15 protein-coding genes are annotated in these 19245 nt (G+C 34.6%); 11 read left to right on the top strand and 4 right to left on the bottom strand.

Annotation, left to right across the window (positions count from 1 at the left end; all coding sequences use genetic code 11):
* The first annotated feature begins 196 nt into the window (after positions 1–196).
* Entirely contained in the window at positions 197–664 is a 468-nt protein-coding gene (locus QLS65_RS11495; protein ID WP_282717826.1) for a hypothetical protein, read from the top strand.
* 275 nt (positions 665–939) lie between these two features.
* On the opposite strand, the gene QLS65_RS11490 is transcribed toward QLS65_RS11495, so the two are convergent.
* Together QLS65_RS11490 and htpG are read right to left on the bottom strand one after the other, a co-directional pair.
* Complete coding sequence (locus tag QLS65_RS11490; RefSeq protein ID WP_282711558.1) at positions 940–1224, bottom strand: hypothetical protein; 285 nt, start codon at positions 1222–1224, stop codon at positions 940–942.
* 290 nt (positions 1225–1514) lie between these two features.
* Positions 1515–3416 (bottom strand): molecular chaperone HtpG, encoded by a 1902-nt coding sequence (gene htpG / locus QLS65_RS11485; RefSeq protein ID WP_282717819.1) that lies wholly within the window; start codon positions 3414–3416, stop codon positions 1515–1517.
* A gap of 181 nt (positions 3417–3597) precedes the next feature.
* On the opposite strand from htpG, the gene QLS65_RS11480 reads away from it, so the two are divergent.
* The 3 genes from QLS65_RS11480 to QLS65_RS11470 all read left to right on the top strand — a co-directional run bounded on the left by QLS65_RS11480 (position 3598) and on the right by QLS65_RS11470 (position 5836).
* Positions 3598–4074, top strand: a complete 477-nt coding sequence (locus QLS65_RS11480) for a lipocalin family protein (protein ID WP_121341071.1) — start codon at positions 3598–3600, stop codon at positions 4072–4074.
* Positions 4075–4088: 14 nt separating this feature from the next.
* A complete protein-coding gene (locus tag QLS65_RS11475; protein WP_282717813.1) occupies positions 4089–4784 on the top strand; it encodes a YiaD family glycine zipper/OmpA-like lipoprotein in 696 nt (231 codons plus the stop codon).
* Between the two features lie 104 nt (positions 4785–4888).
* Positions 4889–5836 (top strand): ABC transporter ATP-binding protein, encoded by a 948-nt coding sequence (locus QLS65_RS11470; protein WP_282717811.1) that lies wholly within the window; start codon positions 4889–4891, stop codon positions 5834–5836.
* 199 nt (positions 5837–6035) lie between these two features.
* Here QLS65_RS11470 and QLS65_RS11465 read toward each other — a convergent pair whose 3' ends face one another.
* The gene (locus tag QLS65_RS11465; protein ID WP_282717809.1) at positions 6036–8447 is read right to left on the bottom strand and encodes an alpha/beta hydrolase family protein; all 2412 of its coding nucleotides are present in this window, start codon (positions 8445–8447) and stop codon (positions 6036–6038) included.
* Positions 8448–8741: 294 nt separating this feature from the next.
* Here QLS65_RS11465 and QLS65_RS11460 point away from each other — a divergent pair, with 294 nt between their 5' ends.
* From QLS65_RS11460 to QLS65_RS11450, 3 genes are all read left to right on the top strand, one after another.
* Positions 8742–9749, top strand: a complete 1008-nt coding sequence (locus QLS65_RS11460; RefSeq protein WP_282717807.1) for a 3-oxoacyl-ACP synthase III family protein — start codon at positions 8742–8744, stop codon at positions 9747–9749.
* A gap of 153 nt (positions 9750–9902) precedes the next feature.
* Positions 9903–10898: an isoaspartyl peptidase/L-asparaginase family protein gene (locus QLS65_RS11455; RefSeq protein ID WP_099713309.1), complete on the top strand. Its 996-nt coding sequence runs from the start codon at positions 9903–9905 to the stop codon at positions 10896–10898.
* Positions 10899–11570: a copper homeostasis protein CutC gene (locus QLS65_RS11450; RefSeq protein ID WP_282711551.1), complete on the top strand. Its 672-nt coding sequence runs from the start codon at positions 10899–10901 to the stop codon at positions 11568–11570.
* 113 nt (positions 11571–11683) lie between these two features.
* Here QLS65_RS11450 and QLS65_RS11445 read toward each other — a convergent pair whose 3' ends face one another.
* Entirely contained in the window at positions 11684–14092 is a 2409-nt protein-coding gene (locus QLS65_RS11445) for a TonB-dependent receptor (RefSeq protein ID WP_282717804.1), read from the bottom strand.
* Positions 14093–14385: 293 nt separating this feature from the next.
* Between QLS65_RS11445 and argS the strand changes: the two genes are divergently transcribed.
* The 4 genes from argS (at position 14386) to QLS65_RS11425 (ending at position 19145) form a co-directional block, all read left to right on the top strand.
* On the top strand, positions 14386–16164 hold the full coding sequence (gene argS, locus QLS65_RS11440; protein WP_282718188.1) for an arginine--tRNA ligase: 1779 nt from the start codon (positions 14386–14388) through the stop codon (positions 16162–16164).
* Between the two features lie 72 nt (positions 16165–16236).
* Positions 16237–16707 carry a hypothetical protein gene (locus QLS65_RS11435; protein ID WP_282717802.1) on the top strand — a complete coding sequence of 157 codons (471 nt, stop codon included), beginning with the start codon at positions 16237–16239 and terminating at the stop codon, positions 16705–16707.
* 128 nt (positions 16708–16835) lie between these two features.
* The gene (gene ffh, locus QLS65_RS11430; RefSeq protein WP_282717800.1) at positions 16836–18185 is read left to right on the top strand and encodes a signal recognition particle protein; all 1350 of its coding nucleotides are present in this window, start codon (positions 16836–16838) and stop codon (positions 18183–18185) included.
* Positions 18186–18263: 78 nt separating this feature from the next.
* Positions 18264–19145, top strand: a complete 882-nt coding sequence (locus QLS65_RS11425; protein WP_282717798.1) for a bifunctional 5,10-methylenetetrahydrofolate dehydrogenase/5,10-methenyltetrahydrofolate cyclohydrolase — start codon at positions 18264–18266, stop codon at positions 19143–19145.
* Positions 19146–19245 lie beyond the last annotated feature (100 nt).

Genomic DNA, 19245 nt, shown 5'->3' with positions numbered 1-19245 from the left:
ACGCAACATATCGGATCATGTTTTTTTTATTAAAAAAAAGCAAGAGTAATGCGGAGTTTGATTAATTGGCAATTTACACTGTCTCGATATATTTTAAATTAATTACAACTTTTAGGTAGGGTAAAGTGCTTTATAGTTGTCTTACTATTAAAGTTAGAAATGCTAACAATAATAACTGTAACAAAAAATTAAAATTATGAAAGCAATTAAATATTTAATGATCCTGCTTTTTTCGGGAACAATAGTAACTGTACAAGCACAAGAAGGCAATGTGAAAAGTGAAACAAACATAAATGTCAATTCAGATCAAATTACTTATTATCAACAAAGGGGTAGTGAAGATGCCAACTATGAATTAACATTTAAGGCTAAAACGAAAGTCGAAGAGAAAGCCTTTTGGAAAGAGCAAAAAGAGTATGAAAAGGATTTGAAAAAAAAGAATAGAAAAGCGTATCGGGCTTATATTGCCAGCAAGCAAGATGTTTATACAATGCATCATTCTTATTGCGATATCCATTGCCACCATAGCGATTCCTTTTATGGACACGCGAGATTTTATTATTATGAATACGATCAAAGAAATTATCAAAGAAGACCAAGCAATACTTCGGTAAATGCACAAATAGGCGTGCGCGCTCCCAGCTTACGATTAGGCCTTTTTTAATATATTGAAGTTTGCAAAAAGCCGTTTTTTCTTGTTTAGAAAAAACGGCTTTATTTTATAGCAGGTAATTTGTATTGTTCTCTGTTATAATAAATCCTATTGGGACAAAAGTAAATTCATTCCTTTCGATTATTTAGTTTAGTTGCTTCCCGTTGTGGGCACAGTTTGCAAAACTGCGCTATCGGATCGATGATCCTTCTAAATGAAATTACAAAAAATCTGATTTTGTTTATGGGCACGAGTGAGACGCTCGCGATAGCGGGGGAATTAATTTTCTATTTGATAACGCTTTGAGTCTTCTTTTTTATTAAAATTTGAGCAGATAATAATATTAAATTCAAACTCAATAAAATGTGCGGTGTATATGTTGGCCAAGCATTTGTAAATGTAATTACTCCAAGAATATATTCTGCCAATACGGAAGACAAAACTATAATCGATAACATTATCCAATTGAAAATAGTTTTCTTATCAAATGAAATTTGAATTGATTTCAATAGGATTAGCAAACCAATAATCATTGGTAATATTCCATAAATATATAATTCTAAATCAAACATTTTAAAGTTGTTGTTATAAAATAACTGCTAACTAGTATATAGTACTGACGCCATCTGGCATATCACCCTTAAATTGGGTAGATAGGCCTGACACCATCAGACTTTATTTCAATTCAAATATATAGATAATTCATTACAAATAGTTACAACCGATTATTTAACGAGTGAGCTGGTCTGAGTATTTTGATAAACATTGTGGAAAACCATCGTTCTGCTCCTAAACAAAAAAACCTGCAAGTTTACGCTTGCAGGTTTAGTCTAATAATCGAACGATCTAAAAGTCTAATAATCTATTTAATCATCTCAAAACTTCTTTTCACGAAAGCCGTTAATGCCTCTCCTTTTAATAGGTTTTGTGATAATTTAGCTAAGTCAAGCGCTTGTTTTACCAAACTTTCCTGAGCTGATTTGTCTTTGTTGTTTAGAATGCTTGTCGCCAATTCAGAATTGGTATTTACCACTAAATTGTACATTTCTGGCATATTTCCCATTCCGAACATTCCACCACCGCCAGATTGACTCATTTCTTTCATTCTACGCATGAATTCCGGTTGCGTGATGATAAATGGCGAAGCATTACTGTCTAAAGCTTCTAGTTGTACAGAATAGGTTTGTTTAGGAACAATAGCTTCCAGAACGGTTTTTAAGTTCGTTTGTTCTTCTTCGGATAATTTAGAAATGGTAGTTTCCTCTTTCTTGATTAAATTATCAATATGATCTGAATCGACACGTACAAAAGTCATGTTGCTGTTATCGCCTTCAATTTTTTGAATTAAATGCGAGATAATTGGAGAATCAAGCAATAATACTTCATATCCTTTATCTTTTGCAATTTCGATATAAGAGTGTTGCGCTTCTTTATTTCCAGCATATAAAACTACTAATTTTCCGTCTTTATCGGTTTGGTTCGCAGCAAGATTTTCTTTTAATTCTTCTAATGTGAAAAATTTACCGTCAACTGTTGGATACAAAACAAACGCACCTGCTTTTTCGTAGAATTTATCTTCAGAAAGCATTCCGTACTCCAAAACGATTTTGATGTCGTTCCATTTTTGTTCAAAATCTTCACGGTTTTCAGTAAATAACGATTTTAATTTATCGGCTACTTTACGCGTGATATAATTGGAGATTTTCTTCACTGCAGCATCCGCTTGCAATCCAGAACGCGATACATTCAACGGAATGTCTGGAGAATCAACAACACCTTTCAGCATCATTAAAAATTCAGGAACAATCCCTTCTACATTATCCGTTACGTACACTTGATTTTGGTACAATTGGATTTTATCTTTCTGAATTTGTAAATCAGAACCTAATTTTGGGAAATACAAAATACCGGTTAAGTTAAACGGATAATCTACATTTAAATGAATGTGGAATAATGGTTCTTCAAACTGCATTGGATACAATTCATGGTAGAAATTCTTGTAATCCTCCGATGATAATTCAGTTGGTTGTTTCGTCCAAGCCGGATTTGGGTTGTTGATGATGTTGTCTACTTCAACTTCCGTGAAAGTTTTGTCTTTATCTTCTTCAGCAACTTCTTCACCCTTTTTTTGCTCTATTTTTTCTTTTTTGGTTCCAAATTTAATTGGAATCGGCATGAACTTATTGTACTTGTTCAACAGTTCCTTGATTTTGTATTCTTCCAAGAATTCCAAAGAGTCTTCGGCGATATGCAAAATGATTTCTGTTCCACGAGAAGTTTTGTCAGCTGGTTCTAATGTGAATTCCGGGCTTCCGTCGCAAGTCCAGTGTGCAGCTGGTTCATCTTTGAAAGATTTAGTGATGATTTCCACTTTTTCGGCAACCATAAAAGCAGAATAAAAACCAAGACCAAAATGTCCAATAATTCCAGAATCTTTAGCAGAATCTTTGTATTTGTCCAAAAACTCCTCAGCTCCAGAAAATGCCACTTGGTTGATGTATTTCTCCACTTCATCCGCAGTCATTCCTAAACCTTGATCGATGATGTGTAATTTTTTACCATCCTTATCAATTTTTACTTCGATAATTGGGTTTCCGTATTCTACTTTGGCTTCGCCAATGCTTGTTAAATGTTTTAATTTAAGTGTTGCATCCGTTCCATTAGAAATTAATTCACGCAAGAAAATTTCGTGATCACTGTATAAGAATTTCTTGATTAAGGGAAAGATGTTCTCTACCGAAACATTAATTTTACCTGTTGTCATATTTTGAATTTTTAAGTTTATTTTAATGGATATGATTCTTTCAAATAGAATACCAATTACAATTGAAGTGACAAATTGTCGTAAGCGTTAATTATGATACAAAATACTTTAATTTTGAAACAATTTTCTTTTTCTTGCATCGTATCTTTGTGTAAGTATTAATTCATTAAATTTTAAAAAAATGAGAAAAATAATTTTAGTATGCACGTTAGCTGTTTTGATGTTCGCATGTAAGTCAACATCAGTGACAAGTACGAATACAGATAGAAAGGCTCAAGTTGCTATGAAAGGAAATTGGACAATCAGCTCTGTAACATATCCAGGTTCACAATATATTAAAGTGAATAGTTTTCAACTTGCGGATTCGGAATGTTTTGTAGGAAGTACATGGAAATTTGTTTCTAATAACAATAAAGGAAATATGGCTTTGACAAAAGCAAATTGTGTATCATTTAGCTCACCAATTACTTGGTTTGTTAATAATGATGGTCAGTTTATCTTAAAAATTCTTGATGCAGGTGAAAAAGCAAGAAAAGTGAGAGATGGTTATATTTTATATGTAGCGAATCAAACAGAATCTTCTTTTCAATTGATTGATAAAATCGATGTTGGAGGGAAAATGACGAATGTAGTGTACCAATTTCAAAAAGTTAATTAATAAAAAATTTAGATATGAAAAAGATTTCAATAGTTGCAATGGCAACAATAATGATTATAGGTTCAATGTTTACCAGCTGTGAAGCAGTAAAAAATACGAATAAAACACAAAGAGGAGCAGGAATAGGTGCTGTTGCAGGAGCCGTTCTTGGAGGTGTTCTTGGGAACAATCTTGGTAAAGGTGGTAACGGCGCACTAGGAGCTGTATTAGGTGGAGTTGTAGGTGGAGTTGCCGGTGGAGTTATTGGTAACAAAATGGACAAACAAGCAAGAGAAATTGATGCTGCACTTCCAGGAGCTGAAGTAGTTCGTGTAGGAGAAGGTATTAAATTAGTTTTGAATGAAAATGCAGTGCGTTTTGATACTAATAAATCATCTTTGACAGCTACTGCAAAAGCAAATTTAGATAAATTAGTTCCTGTTTTTGGAGAATATCCTGATACTAATATTACTATTTACGGATATACAGACAGTACTGGTCCAGCTGATTATAACTTAAAACTTTCAGGAGAAAGAGCAGCGTCAGTTAGAAATTATTTAGCTAGTAAAGGGGTGTCTTCAAGTAGATTTCAAGTTACTGGTTTAGGAATTGCTGATCCAATTGCTTCAAATGGAACAGTTGAGGGTAGAAGCCAAAACCGTCGTGTTGAATTTGCTATTACAGCAAATGAGAAAATGATTAAAGATGCCGAAGCTGAAGTGAAAAACTAAGCAAAAAATACTATATAAACAAAGGCTGTTTCGTCAAGAAGCAGCCTTTTTTTGTGCCTAAATTTGAATTAAACATTGTAAATTTGCACTCTTAAATACAGATGATGCTCGAGATAAAAGATATTTCCTTTACTTACATTGACAAACCCGTTATTGAAAATGTAAGTTTTACTATTGCCAAAGGTCAAAACACCGCTATTATTGGCGAAAGCGGTTGCGGTAAAAGTACGTTGCTAAAACTCATATACGGATTATATGATTTGGATAGCGGAGCAATAACCTATAATGAAAAACCTATTTTGGGTCCTAAATACAATCTTGTTCCGGGAGAAGATTACATTAAATATTTAGCACAGGATTTCGATTTGATGCCCTACATAACTGTCGAAGAAAATGTGGGTAAGTTCCTGTCGAATATGTATCCTGAGGAGAAGAAAGCCCGTGTTCAAGAGTTATTGGACATGGTCGAAATGACCGCTTTCGCAAAAGTAAAAGCGAAATTCCTAAGTGGTGGACAGCAACAACGAGTGGCTTTGGCAAGGGTTTTGGCTTTGGAACCCCAAATTATTTTGCTCGACGAACCCTTCAGTCAAATTGATTCTTTCAGAAAGAATTCTTTGCGTCGCAATTTATTCCGTTACTTAAAAGACAAAGGTGTTACCTGTATTATTGCCACGCATGACAGTACGGATGCTTTGTCTTTCTCTGACGAAACGATTGTGGTTCAAAACGGAAAAGTAGTTGCAAAAGGCGACTCAAAAGCCTTGTATGAAAATCCGGCTAATAAATACATTGCTTCTCTTTTTGGAGAAGTAAATGAGTTGAAATTATCTCAATTAATTGACCTTGAGAATGACGAAGACGCAGCACTTTTATTATATCCACATCAATTGAAAGTAGTGGACAACGCTATAATGAAAGCGGTTGTGAAACAATGTTATTTCAAAGGAAGCCATTATTTAGTCAAAGCGGCTTTTGAGAGACGAGCGATTTTCTTCGAACATGATTCGGAATTTGAATTCAATCAGGAAGTGTACTTGATGTTATCCTGAGAACAAGTGTTCAATAATCAGTGCTCAGTATTCAGTGATTTCCACTTCTTATAACTATCTGAATTCGAATCTGTTTATAACTTTTATAACAGTATTCTCGTGAAAAAACAAAACCCCGAAATCAATATGATTTCGGGGTTTTGTGCTAAGTTCTGCTTTCGTATCATTTATAGCTGATCACTGATTACTACTTTCGAAGTTAATTCTTCAAATACTTTTCTAAGAACTGATCTTGTTCCCAAAGCAAATGCAAAATATTCTCTTTGGCTACATAACTGTGTGCTTCTTTTGGAAGAATAACCATTCTTGCCGGAGCACCTAAGCCTTTCAGAGCTTGAAAATAACGTTCCGTTTGCAAAGTAAATGTTCCTGGATTATTATCGGCTTCACCGTGTACCAAAAGCATTGGTGTTTTCATTTTATCAGCATTCATGAATGGCGACATTGTATTGTACACTTCAGGAGTTTCCCAGTAGTTGCGTTGTTCAGTTTGGAAACCAAAAGGAGTCAACGTTCTGTTATACGCACCACTTCGGGCAATTCCGCAAGCAAAAAGATTAGAATGTGTCAATAAATTAGCCGTCATAAAAGCACCATACGAGTGACCGCCAACGGCTACTTTTTTTCTGTTGATGTATCCCAAAGCATCTACCGCATTAATCGCGGCTTCTGCATTGTCAACTAATTGCGTCATGAAATTATCATTTGGCTCCGTTGTTCCTTCACCAATAATAGGAAAAGCAGCATCATCAAGAACGACATATCCTTTGGTTACCCAATATACGAAAGATCCATAACTAGGAAATGTGAATTCATTAGGGTTTTGTGTGCTTTGTCCCGCTGAATTTTTGTCTTTGTATTCTGCTGGATACGCCCAAATCAACAATGGCATTTTTTCTTTTTTCACCTTGTCGTAACCAACCGGTAAATACAACGTTCCAGATAATTCAACACCATCTTTACGTTTGTATTTAATCACTTCTTTACTCACGTTTTTGATACTTTCAAAAGGATTTTTGAATGCGGTAATTGGCGTCAGCTTGTTTTTTTGTTTGATGTTTCTAAGGTAATAATTTGGGTACTCGTTTTTAGACTGGATTTGTACTAAAACAGTTCCTTTTTTGAAGTCTTCAATCTCTAATAAATCTTCTTTTTTATCGGTGTAAGTCGATGTGTACAGACGATTTGACTGTAAAGTTTTCAAATTAAATTCACTGATAAAAGGAAATTGTCCGTTTTTAGTAAATCCATCCCCAATAAGATACGCATTGTCATTTTCGATAGCCAAAACATATCTGTTGTATTGGTTTTTTCTGGTTTCAAAATTCCCTGGATCGGAATACACATCCTGAGAGTTTCTGTCGGAAATTACTTTTGGCGCCTGACTTGGATTCGATGGATTGATTAAATACGTTTTAGTATTACGTGTATCATACCATTCATCTGAAACAATCGCAACGTTGTCGTTCCCCCAAATCATTCGGCTGTAGCGTTGCGGAGTTTTCACCAATGAAGTTGCTGCTGCATCAAATGGAGCGTTCCAAAGAAAAACTTCGTCTCTGAATTCTACTTTATTTGCTGGGTCTCCAGCGTCTAAAGCTTCAGCGTAAACTAATGTTGCCGGCTTGTCTGCTCTCCAGCTCATATTTCTTTTTCCTTTGCGAACAGCCATGAAACCTTTAGGGATAATTTCAGTCAGCGGTACTTCATTCACTACTTTAACTTCGTTTCCAGCCTTATCATAGACCACTGATTTTGATGGAAAACGGTTCAATGGAACGATGTATGAAAATGGTTTTTGAATGGTAGTCAGCATGATGTAATTTCCATCAGGAGAGAAGCTTTCTCCGGCATACATATCTGCATTTTTGAACAAAGTTGCCGTTCCGTTCAGGTTTATTTTATACAATTCAGACGTGATGATATTCTCAAAATTGATTTCGTCATTCTTGTTTTTCAACATATCAGGATACGTTCTGTTTTGAGATTTAGCACCATCGGCATTCGAAATTATCGGACCGGTTGGCAAATCTTTTTTGGCATCCAAAAGTGCTGCTCTGTTTTTCGGTAACATTTTTACCAAAATAGTTTCGTTGTCATTCATCCAACTGAATGGATTTCCAAGATTAGCGTTTACAGTAGCGGCTGTTAATTTGGTAGCTTTCGCTGAAACTACGTCGATAAACCAAAGCTCAACTCCAGTAGCTGTAGTGTGTGAAAACAATATTTTTTTATCATTTGGCGACCAAGAGATATTACTGATACGAGGATTTGTTGGCAAACCTGCAACCTGTACTTCTTCTTTTTCTTTTATTTTACGTAATTTAAGGTTGTTGATATACGTAACGGTACTCGAAATATTAGTGACTGGATTAATTCTCAATCCTCCTAAACGCAATTCATCTTGGTTTAAATCGTCTAGTGATTTATACGTGTTTCTATACGTAAGCAGCATGTATTCTTTTTTGGTGTCCATTGATACCGAAGGCGCTCTTTCATAATCAGCTAAATCAGCGATTGATTTGGAAGGTTTTTGATAGCTTAAATTTTCTTGGGCAAAAGTGCTTAAGCTTAGTCCAAGAAGTAAAAAAAATGGAATTTTTAATTTCATAATTTGAATGATTTTAAATTAGTGTTGGCCGTGTCAATAATTGGTCTAAAATAATTCAATGTTGTTACATTTGGAAACAAATATCTCTTTTTAACTTTTGCATTGGTTTCAGTTTGCTTTTTTGTAGTTTTATTTCCATTTGTGTTCTGTCATAATTTTATGACTGATGATAGCAGTAAAGGATGGTAAAAGTTATAAAACTTGTAAATTGCTAAAAAAGTGGTAATTTGTGAGCTCATATTTTTTAGTATGTTTTAAATTTGCACTCGTATTTTAATAAAATAACAATAATATATGTATCATTCAAAAATAGCAGGATTAGGTTATTATGTTCCCGAAAACGTAGTGACTAATGACGATTTATCCAAAATTATAGAAACCAATGACGAGTGGATTCAGGAGAGAACAGGAATTCAAGAACGCAGACACATAATAAAAGGAGAGGATACAACAACTTCTATGGGCGTGAAAGCGGCTAAAATTGCGATTGAGCGTTCTGGCGTAGCTGCGGCGGATATTGATTTTGTAGTTTTTGCAACATTAAGTCCTGATTTTTATTTCCCTGGGCCAGGAGTTTTAGTACAACGTGATTTAGGTTTAAGAACCGTTGGCGCATTAGATGTAAGAAATCAATGTTCTGGATTTATTTATGCTTTATCTGTTGCAGATCAATATATCAAGACCGGAATGTATAAAAACATATTGGTTATTGGGTCTGAGGTTCATTCTACAGGATTGGATATGACAACTCGTGGACGTGGTGTTTCAGTAATTTTTGGAGATGGGGCAGGAGCAGCTGTTTTAAGTAGAGAAGAAGATTTGACAAAAGGAATTTTATCTACGCATTTACATTCTGAAGGGCAACATGCCGAAGAATTAATTGTAAAAGCTCCAGGAATGGGAGGGCGTTGGGTAACAGATATTTTGGCTGACAATAATCCGGATGACGAAAGTTATTTTCCATATATGAATGGGCAATTTGTATTTAAAAATGCAGTAGTTCGTTTCAGTGAAGTTATTAATGAGGGATTGCAAGCGAATAATTTAGAGGTTTCGGATATTGATATGTTAATTCCGCATCAGGCAAATTTGAGAATTTCACAGTTTATCCAAAAGAAATTCAATTTGACAGACGACCAGGTATATAATAATATTCAAAAATACGGAAATACGACTGCAGCTTCTATTCCAATTGCTTTAACCGAAGCTTGGGAAAAAGGAAAAATAAAATCAGGTGATACTGTTGTTCTGGCAGCATTTGGAAGTGGTTTTACTTGGGGAAGTGCTATTATTAAATGGTAAATAACGGTGACTAAATAGTATTTCAATAGTACTGTTCTGATAAAAATATTCAAAGTCTGCACAATCCATTGTGCAGACTTTTTTATTTGAATACGATGTTTTAGATTTGAGGAACCAAATTAAAGTAGAAAGAACTAATATAAAATCGAAAATATGACAAACCGTAGAAATTTTATAAGAACAGCGGCGATTGCTTCTGCAGCTGTGGCATTAAATTCATTTAAAGGGAAACCAGAAGAAGAAAATGATTTTTCATCTAAAAAGGGGAGTAAACCCATTGTACTTTCTACATGGAATTTTGGAATACAAGCCAATGCAGCCGCTTGGGAAGTTTTAAAAAATAATGGAAGAGCTTTAGATGCTGTAGAAGCAGGAGTTAAAGTTCCCGAAGGTGATCCAAAAGAACGAAGCGTAGGGTATGGCGGAAGACCTGATAGAGATGGTCGGGTTACACTTGATGCATGTATTATGGATGAAAATGCAAATATTGGATCAGTAGGGTGTTTAGAATTTATAAAACATCCTATCGCTGTGGCTCGAGCGGTGATGGAAAAAACGCCGCACGTAATGTTAGTGGGTGATGGAGCGCTACAGTTTGCACTTTCTCAAGGTTTTGTAAAAGAAAATTTATTAGTTGAAGATTCTGAAAAAGAATGGAAAGAATGGTTGAAAACCAGTCAATATAAACCGATTGCCAATATAGAAAATCACGATACCATCGGGATGATTGCTTTGGATGCTGACGGGAATCTTTCCGGTGCGTGTACCACAAGTGGAATGGCTTTTAAGATGCATGGACGTTTAGGAGATTCACCAATTATAGGAGCTGGTTTGTATGTTGATAATGAAATTGGCGCTGCCACTGCCACTGGTCATGGTGAAGAAGTGATACGTATTTCAGGTTGCCACTTGGTTGTCGAATTGATGCGTCAGGGGAAATCGCCACAAAAAGCCTGTGAAGAAGCGGTTGCCAGAATTGTAAAATTAACAAAGAATAGAAATAAAGAACTAAAAGACATTCAAGTTGGTTTCATCGCCTTGAATAAAAAAGGGGAATATGGTTCCTATTGCATTCAAGGAGGTTTTAACTACGCCGTTAATGATGCAACGGGAAACCGATTAATTGATGCCGATTATTTTTTGAAATAAATGAAAAAAGGGAGACTGGAGATAGCGTGTTTTAATCTTGAATCGGCTAGGATAGCTCAAGAAAATGGTGCCGATAGAGTAGAATTATGTGCCAATATGAAAGAAGGAGGAACAACGCCAGATTTTGAAATAACTAAAGCTGTCCGTAATACTCTGTCTATCGATTTGAATGTAATGATTCGGCCTCGTGGTGGAAATTTTGTTTATTCTGATTTTGAATTTGAACAAATGAAAACTGAAATTGAGCAGTTCAAAAAACTAAAAGTTGATGGTTTTGTTTTTGGAATTTTAAAAGAAGACGGTAGACTTAATAAAGAACAAAATGCGGAATTAGTAGCGTTGGCAAATCCACTTCCATGTACGTTTCATCGTGCTTTTGATGGAATTAAAAATAAATTTCAAGCTCTAGAATCTCTAATTGAATGTGATTTTAAAACCATTTTGACTTCTGGAGTAGAAACAAATGTGACTGAAGGAATTGATGTATTGGCAACATTAACAGAAAAGGCAAATAATAGGATTACCATCATGCCGGGTGGTGGTTTGCGTTCCACGAATATTGGAGTATTAAAAGAAAAAACGAAAGCTGTTTTCTATCATTCCTCTGCTATAACGGACTCAAGTGAAATAGCAAATGGTAATGAAGTAAAAGCGTTGAAAGCTAATTTGTAATAATTGTAAAAGAGTAATTCTTTAAATCGAAAAACCCGGAGTTGGCATACTCCGGGTTTTTCTTGCTACAACAAAATATTAAAACTAATTTTTATAAGCATTATGTTTCTCGTTTAAAACAATCCTCCACCGTCTTGTTTGGTATTGTTGTCTCTTTGTTTACGTTGTAAACTTTTATTTTTTCCTGCACCAAAGATGTAGTTGAAACCAACATAAACCGATTGGCTTTCCCAAGTAAATTGACCTACTTGCGGATAAGGGTTTTGTCCATCAAAACCAGCTTTCATAGTGTCGAAAACATCATTGAAACGAAAACTTAGCGTGGCTTTGTCTTTTAGGAATGAATAACGTCCGCCGGCATCAATTTTATACATTTCTTTACCGTTAAATTGCACACCGTCAACCCCAGATCTGTAGAATCCGAATAAAAGAAAACGAAGGCTTTTAGTTGCTTTGAAATTACTGTTGAAACGGGCATTGAAAGCTGATGCAGTAACTTCTTTGGAAACCAAATCAAATGAATTGCTGGTTGAATTAAATACTGAAACCAATCCTTTTTGGTTGATACTAGAAAAATCTATTGCCGGTTGGATGTCCCACCAACTATTGATTTTGTAGTTTAAAGAAACTTCAAAACCATAGGCTGTATTGTTGTCGAAGTTATCAAAACTCATAATTTGTTGGTCCTGATTTTGTGGATCTGGATAGAGAATTCTGTTGATTTCGTTATTGATGCTTCGTACAAAAAGACCTGTGGTGAATGATCCTTTAGTAATTGTTTTAGTATAATTTAATTCAATCGAATTGGTAAATTGTGGATCTAATTCAGGATTTCCTATTGAGGTTACTCTTGGTGTGCTGAATTCTCTGATGGGTTTAGTTTGATCTAAGCTAGGTCTGTCTACACGGCGGCTGAAACTGATTTGAAACTGATTTTTGTCGGTTGGAGAATAAGTCATCGAAGCCGAAGGATATACAGTGAAGTAATCGTCCTTGTAAGCAGTAGCGCCGTTTAACATTGCACTTACCTTGTAACTTTCAAAACGGGCACCCAATTGGTATCCTATTTTTTTGAATTTCTGTCCAAAAGTAGCATAAGCCGAATAAATGTCTAAATCATAGGTGTAATCAGAATTGGATAAAGAACTGTTGTTGGTGATGTAATTGTTTTCGGTTCTTACAATTCTGCTTTCGGCACCTAATTCTAGTTTAGTCTTGTCATTTAGCGGATTTACATAATCTAAATTGATGGTAGAATTTCTTCTTTTTTCGTCAAGATTATCGGTATAAGAGCTAGTAGGAATACTTGGATTATTAAAAGTAGTTCTGAAGTCAGCATTTTGATTTTCAGAATAAATGCTGTGGTTTATCTCTAAATCCAGCGTTTCTCCCTCTTTTTTGGTTAAATGTTTGTAAACTAAATTATATGTACCGTCCGTATTATCTGAAAAGTATTTAGAATTCAGTAGCAAATTTTGTGAGGCATCAGGATTTACAATGTTCACATCCACAATACCATCTCCAACAAATATGTTTTGATTAGTATAGGCAGAAATAGTGTTTTTGTCATTGATGTAATAATCCATTCCAATTTTGAATAAATGAGATTTGTTATCATTCACAATATCAAACATTTGATTAGATTTGTCGTCAAGTCTTGAGATTTGTCCTTCATTGAATCTTTTACCAAAATTATTCCCATAAGTGGAGAAAAAGTTCACTTTACCGGTTCTATAATTCATGTTAATCGAGTTGCTAATCTTTGGTGTTTGTGCAAAAGTTAGACCCGTATTAACGCTGGCATTAAATCCGTCATTTGCATTTTTATGTAAAACGATATTGATAATTCCTGACATTCCTTCAGGATTGTATTTGGCACTTGGATTAGTGATTAATTCAATTTTTTTAATGGAAGTGGATGGAATTTGTTTCAATAATTGTGAAGCTTCAATATTGCTCGGACGACCATCTACTAAAACACGTACGTTTTCGTTGCCGCGTAAGGATAATTTTCCGTCCTGATCTACATTTACAGAAGGAATATTATTCATGATTTCGGATGCAGTTGCACCAGCGGTAGTCAAGTCTTTTCCAACATTGATTACTTTTCTGTCAATTTTTTGTTCAATAGTAGAACGTTCCGCTACTATTTCTACACCTTTTAATTGAACGGCATCTTCTTCTAGTGCAATTGTATTAAAATTGATGCTATTGTCTTCTGATAATTTTGCCGATTTTGAGATTGTTTTGTAACCTATAAATTGGATTTCAACTGTGTAATCTTTTAAAGCTAAATTTTTTATTTGAAAAGTTCCCTTGTCAGATGTGATGCCGCCAGTAACGACTTTATCATTTTCCTTTACCACAATATTTACATACGGTAATGGTTCGTTAGTCTTTTTGTCAGTGATTTTTCCAGAGATAATTCCAGATTTTTCCAGAATTGTCGGTTTGACCGAAGTTTGAGCCTGCATCGAAAACAACGTTCCGAAAAAGCAGATTAAAAGTAATTTAAGTTTCATGATTGAGTTTGATTTAATTGATTGATGATGCAAATATATTATTTTATATAATACTATGTTAAACATAATACCTTTTTTAATAATATTTAACATTTTTTAACAAATACGAAATATTAAAATTTACTTAATAGACTTCTGAACATAGATTTTGTTACATCGATTTTTGAAAAAAATATGGATTTATACCTTAAACAAGGTTAAACACTTCATTTTTAGGTGCAAATTATCTTGTTTTCCAATTTTCAAATTACTGCAATATGACTATCTTTGCAGCCTTAAAACCAATACACGAAATGACATTACCACAAATTCTTACGCCCTCTATTGAAAAAGCTGTAAAAGTCTTGTTCGACGTTACGATTGATAAAGTTGAATTTCAAACTACACGCAAGGAATTTGAAGGGGATATTACAATGGTTATTTTTCCATTGTTAAAAGTTGTTAAAAGCAATCCAGTAGAATTGGGAAATAAAATAGGAAACTATTTAGTCGAAAATGTAGCTGAGGTAAGTCGTTTTAATGTAGTTTCCGGGTTTTTGAATATTGTTATTTCAGATGACTACTATTTGGATTTCTTCGGAGAAATAAAAGATGATGTTAAATTTGGTTTCGTTACTCCAAATCCAGAAGATAAAGCGGTAATGGTGGAATATTCTTCGCCAAACACTAATAAACCCTTGCATTTAGGTCACGTACGTAATAATCTTTTGGGATATTCAGTAGCGGAAATTATCAAAGCTTCGGGTAAGAAAGTGTATAAAACTCAAATCATTAATGATAGAGGAATCCATATTTGCAAATCGATGTTGGCTTGGCAAAAATTTGGAAACGGACAAACGCCGGAAAGTACAGGTTTAAAAGGAGATAAATTAGTTGGAAATTATTACGTAGCTTTTGATAAAGCATACAAAGAAGAAATAGCGCAATTAATAAGCGCAGGCAAAACAGAGGAAGAAGCTAAGAAACAAGCGCCAATCATTCTGGAAGCACAGGAAATGTTGTTGAAATGGGAAGCTGGAGATGATGCTGTAATCACACTTTGGAAAACAATGAATCAATGGGTTTACGATGGTTTTGCTACTACTTATAAAAATTTAGGAGTAAATTTCGATTGTTATTATTACGAAAGTAACACCTATTTATTAGGGAAAGATGTGGTTCAGATTGGTTTGGACAGAGGTGTTTTCGAAAAAGATCCTGACGGTTCTGTTTGGATTGATTTAACGGACGAAGGTTTAGACCGTAAAATTGTTTTGCGTTCAGATGGAACTGCGGTTTACATGACGCAAGATATTGGAACAGCAATTCAGCGTGTGAAGGATTATCCGGATGTAGGTGGAATGGTCTATACGGTAGGAAATGAGCAGGATTATCACTTTAAAGTGTTGTTTCTTATCTTGAAAAAATTAGGTTTTGACTGGTCTAAAAATTTATTCCATTTGTCTTACGGAATGGTAGATTTGCCTTCGGGGAAAATGAAAAGCCGTGAAGGAACTGTTGTTGATGCCGATGATTTGATGCAGGAAATGGCAGATACTGCACAAAAAATTGCAGAAGATTTAGGGAAATTAGACTCTTATTCTCCTGATGAAAAAGCAACATTATACAATACTATAGGTTTAGGCGCTTTGAAGTATTATATTTTAAAAGTGGATCCTAAAAAACGAATCCTTTTTAATCCGGAAGAATCGGTAGATTTTGCTGGAAATACTGGGCCGTTTATTCAATATACGTACGCCAGAATTCAATCGATTATTCGTAAAGCAAATTTTGACTTTTCGAATAAATCAAAAATGACTGTGCTTCATGAAAAAGAAAAAGAACTGGTGAAACAATTAGAGTTGTTTCCTGAAGTTATTCAAAATGCAGCGCAGCATCACAGTCCTGCTTTGCTTGCAAATTTCACTTATGATTTAGTTCGTGAATACAATTCGTTCTATCAAGCTGTTCCTATTCTTGGAGAAGAGGATTTAGAGAAGAAAATTTTCAGAGTTCAATTGTCTAAAAAAGTAGCAGATACTATTGCAGCCTCATTTAGTCTGTTAGGAATTAACGTTCCGGAGAGAATGTAATATTTTTTTAAGGCATTCATTGTGAAAATAATATTTTTTTGGTACATTTAGTATCAAATAAATATTTTGATCATGAAAAAGATATTTTTTTACCCGCTTTTGTTTGGTCTGTTTTTGCTGAATGTAGCCGGAACATGTTGTGCTGATGATCCCGAAGTAGTATCTATTGAAAAAAATAATCTGGCACAGGTAAACAGTATACTAAGTCAAGGAAATTGGAAAGTGAGCTATTTTCTTGATAAAAATAGTAATATGACCAATGAATATTTAGGATATAATTTCACTTTTGGAACGAATGAAATTTTGACTTCCAGCAATGGTGAAAATATTTTTATTGGAAATTGGTCCGTTCTAAAATCGAATAGTATTGATGATAATCCAGATAATGATTTGGATTTTGCCATTTCGTTTTCAAGTCCGGATAAATTAATTGAGTTAACGCAGCATTGGGATGTTACTGAAATTACGGAAACTAAGGTTCGGTTAAAAAGTAAATCTGGCAATGTTGATGGAATCAATTATTTGACTTTCGAAAAAAAATAAATTTATATCGTTTAACGATTTAGTAAAACTTTAGAAACAGTCTCAAAAAAGGCTGTTTTTTTTATAATATTATGAATACAACTTCAAAATCAAATGCTTAAATTTGCATCTCAAAATAAATCAATACTATGTTCGATAATTTAAGCGATAAACTAGATAAAGCCTTTCATATACTTAAAGGTCATGGAAAAATCACCGAAGTAAATGTAGCCGAAACGCTAAAAGAAGTTCGTCGTGCCTTACTTGACGCCGATGTCAATTTTAAAATTGCCAAAGATTTTACCACTAAAGTAAAAGAAAAAGCAATAGGTCAGGATGTATTGACTACCCTTCAACCTGGACAATTATTGGTGAAGTTAGTGAAAGATGAATTGACAGAATTAATGGGTGGTGATGTTGCCGGAATCAATCTTTCAGGGAATCCATCGATTATTTTAATGTCAGGTTTACAAGGTTCAGGGAAAACTACTTTCTCAGGAAAATTGGCAAATTATCTTTTAACAAAAAAGAATAAAAAACCATTATTGGTAGCGTGTGATATTTACCGTCCTGCGGCGATTCAACAATTATATGTTGTTGGAGATTCAATAGGAGTTGAGGTTTATTCAGAACCAGAAAATAAAAATCCAGTAGAAATTGCTCAAAATGCAATTAAGCATGCTAAAGCAAATGGATTCAATGTAGTGATTGTTGATACTGCGGGTCGTTTAGCAGTCGATGAGGAAATGATGAACGAAATTGAACGCGTTCATAAAGCGATTCAACCTAATGAAACCTTGTTTGTTGTTGATGCAATGACAGGCCAAGATGCTGTAAATACGGCAAAAGCCTTCAATGAAAGATTAAATTTTGATGGTGTTATTTTAACCAAATTAGATGGTGATACGCGTGGTGGAGCAGCAATTTCGATTAAATCGGTTGTTAATAAACCAATCAAGTTTGTAGGTACTGGGGAAAAGATGGATGCCATTGATGTGTTCTATCCAATTCGTATGGCCGAAAGAATATTGGGGATGGGAGACGTTGTGTCTTTGGTAGAAAGAGCCCAAGAGCAATTTGACGAAGAAGAAGCAAGAAAAATCCAAAAGAAAATTGCTAAAAACGAATTCGGTTTTGATGATTTCCTTTCCCAAATTCAACAAGTAAAGAAAATGGGTAATATGAAAGACTTGGTTGGAATGATACCAGGTGCTTCAAAAGCCATGAAAGATGTTGAGATTGAAGACGATGCTTTCAAACATATTGAAGCTATCATTCATTCGATGACTCCAATTGAAAGAAGCAAGCCGACTTTGATTGATGTAAAAAGAAAAGCTCGAATTGCTAAAGGTTCAGGAACCAAAATTGAGCAGGTAAATCAATTGATGAAGCAGTTCGAACAAATGAGCAAAATGATGAAAATGATGCAAGGCCCGGGAGGAAAAAACCTCATGAAGATGATGGGCGGCATGAAAGGCGGAATGCCAGGAATGAGATAAAAATGAGTCAAAAGTAGAAAGTCTTAAGGTTGTAATGACTTTAAGACTTTCGGCTTTAAAACTATAAACTAAATTAAAATGCAACTACTAGACGGAAAAAAAACAGCGGAAGATATTAAGAGTGAAATCGCTGCAGAAGTACAAAAAATGAAAGACAATGGGGATAAAGTACCTCATTTAGCAGCCGTTATTGTTGGTACTAATGGAGCCAGCTTAACTTATGTTGGCAGTAAAGTGCGGTCTTGTCAGCAAATTGGTTTTGAATCTACTTTAGTGGCATTGCCAGAAACGATTACTGAAACAGAGTTGCTTTCAAAAATAAAAGAACTAAATGAAGATAGTGATTTAGATGGTTATATCGTTCAATTGCCTTTGCCCAAACACATTGACGAGCAGAAAATCCTAATGGCTATAGATCCTGATAAAGATGTTGATGGTTTTCATCCTGCCAATTTCGGAAAAATGGCTTTGGAAATGGAAACCTTTTTGCCCGCAACTCCTTATGGAATAATGGAATTGTTAGAGCGTTACAAAGTAGAAACTGCTGGCAAACATACCGTAGTTATTGGACGAAGTCATATTGTGGGGCGTCCCATGAGTATCTTGATGAGTCGCAAAGGATATCCTGGTGATTCAACGGTAACACTTACGCATAGTAGAACCAAAAATATTGAAGAATACACCAAAAATGCTGATATTATTATCACCGCTCTTGGTGTTCCGAATTATTTGAAAGCCGATATGGTAAAAGAGGGAGTGGTAGTAATTGACGTTGGTATTACCAGAGTAGAAGATGCCTCACACCCAAAAGGATATGTAATCACGGGTGATGTTGATTTTGAAAATGTAAGTAAAAAATCATCTTTTATCACTCCAGTTCCAGGTGGAGTAGGGCCTATGACCATTGCAATGTTGTTGAAAAACACGCTTTTGGCTAGGGAAATGAAAAGAAGTAAATAAAAAAAATAGTTTTTAATTGATAGCCTTAAACATACGTTTAAGGCTTTTTTTATTTTAAAATGTATAAAATTCTGATAATTGATGCTAAAACGGAATTTAA

The sequence above is a fragment of the Flavobacterium algoritolerans genome (assembly GCF_030010385.1).
GTDB classification, from domain to species: domain Bacteria; phylum Bacteroidota; class Bacteroidia; order Flavobacteriales; family Flavobacteriaceae; genus Flavobacterium; species Flavobacterium algoritolerans.
The sequence above is the reverse complement of the archived record's forward strand: the minus strand, read 5'-3'. Positions and strand labels throughout refer to the sequence as shown.

Coding starts and splice junctions, on each gene's coding strand:
- QLS65_RS11495 (WP_282717826.1), top strand. CDS start 197: ATGAAAGCAATTAAATATTTAATGATCCTGCTTTTTTCGGGAACAATA.
- QLS65_RS11490 (WP_282711558.1), bottom strand. CDS start 1,224: ATGTTTGATTTAGAATTATATATTTATGGAATATTACCAATGATTATT.
- htpG (WP_282717819.1), bottom strand. CDS start 3,416: ATGACAACAGGTAAAATTAATGTTTCGGTAGAGAACATCTTTCCCTTA.
- QLS65_RS11480 (WP_121341071.1), top strand. CDS start 3,598: ATGAGAAAAATAATTTTAGTATGCACGTTAGCTGTTTTGATGTTCGCA.
- QLS65_RS11475 (WP_282717813.1), top strand. CDS start 4,089: ATGAAAAAGATTTCAATAGTTGCAATGGCAACAATAATGATTATAGGT.
- QLS65_RS11470 (WP_282717811.1), top strand. CDS start 4,889: ATGCTCGAGATAAAAGATATTTCCTTTACTTACATTGACAAACCCGTT.
- QLS65_RS11465 (WP_282717809.1), bottom strand. CDS start 8,447: ATGAAATTAAAAATTCCATTTTTTTTACTTCTTGGACTAAGCTTAAGC.
- QLS65_RS11460 (WP_282717807.1), top strand. CDS start 8,742: ATGTATCATTCAAAAATAGCAGGATTAGGTTATTATGTTCCCGAAAAC.
- QLS65_RS11455 (WP_099713309.1), top strand. CDS start 9,903: ATGACAAACCGTAGAAATTTTATAAGAACAGCGGCGATTGCTTCTGCA.
- QLS65_RS11450 (WP_282711551.1), top strand. CDS start 10,899: ATGAAAAAAGGGAGACTGGAGATAGCGTGTTTTAATCTTGAATCGGCT.
- QLS65_RS11445 (WP_282717804.1), bottom strand. CDS start 14,092: ATGAAACTTAAATTACTTTTAATCTGCTTTTTCGGAACGTTGTTTTCG.
- argS (WP_282718188.1), top strand. CDS start 14,386: ATGACATTACCACAAATTCTTACGCCCTCTATTGAAAAAGCTGTAAAA.
- QLS65_RS11435 (WP_282717802.1), top strand. CDS start 16,237: ATGAAAAAGATATTTTTTTACCCGCTTTTGTTTGGTCTGTTTTTGCTG.
- ffh (WP_282717800.1), top strand. CDS start 16,836: ATGTTCGATAATTTAAGCGATAAACTAGATAAAGCCTTTCATATACTT.
- QLS65_RS11425 (WP_282717798.1), top strand. CDS start 18,264: ATGCAACTACTAGACGGAAAAAAAACAGCGGAAGATATTAAGAGTGAA.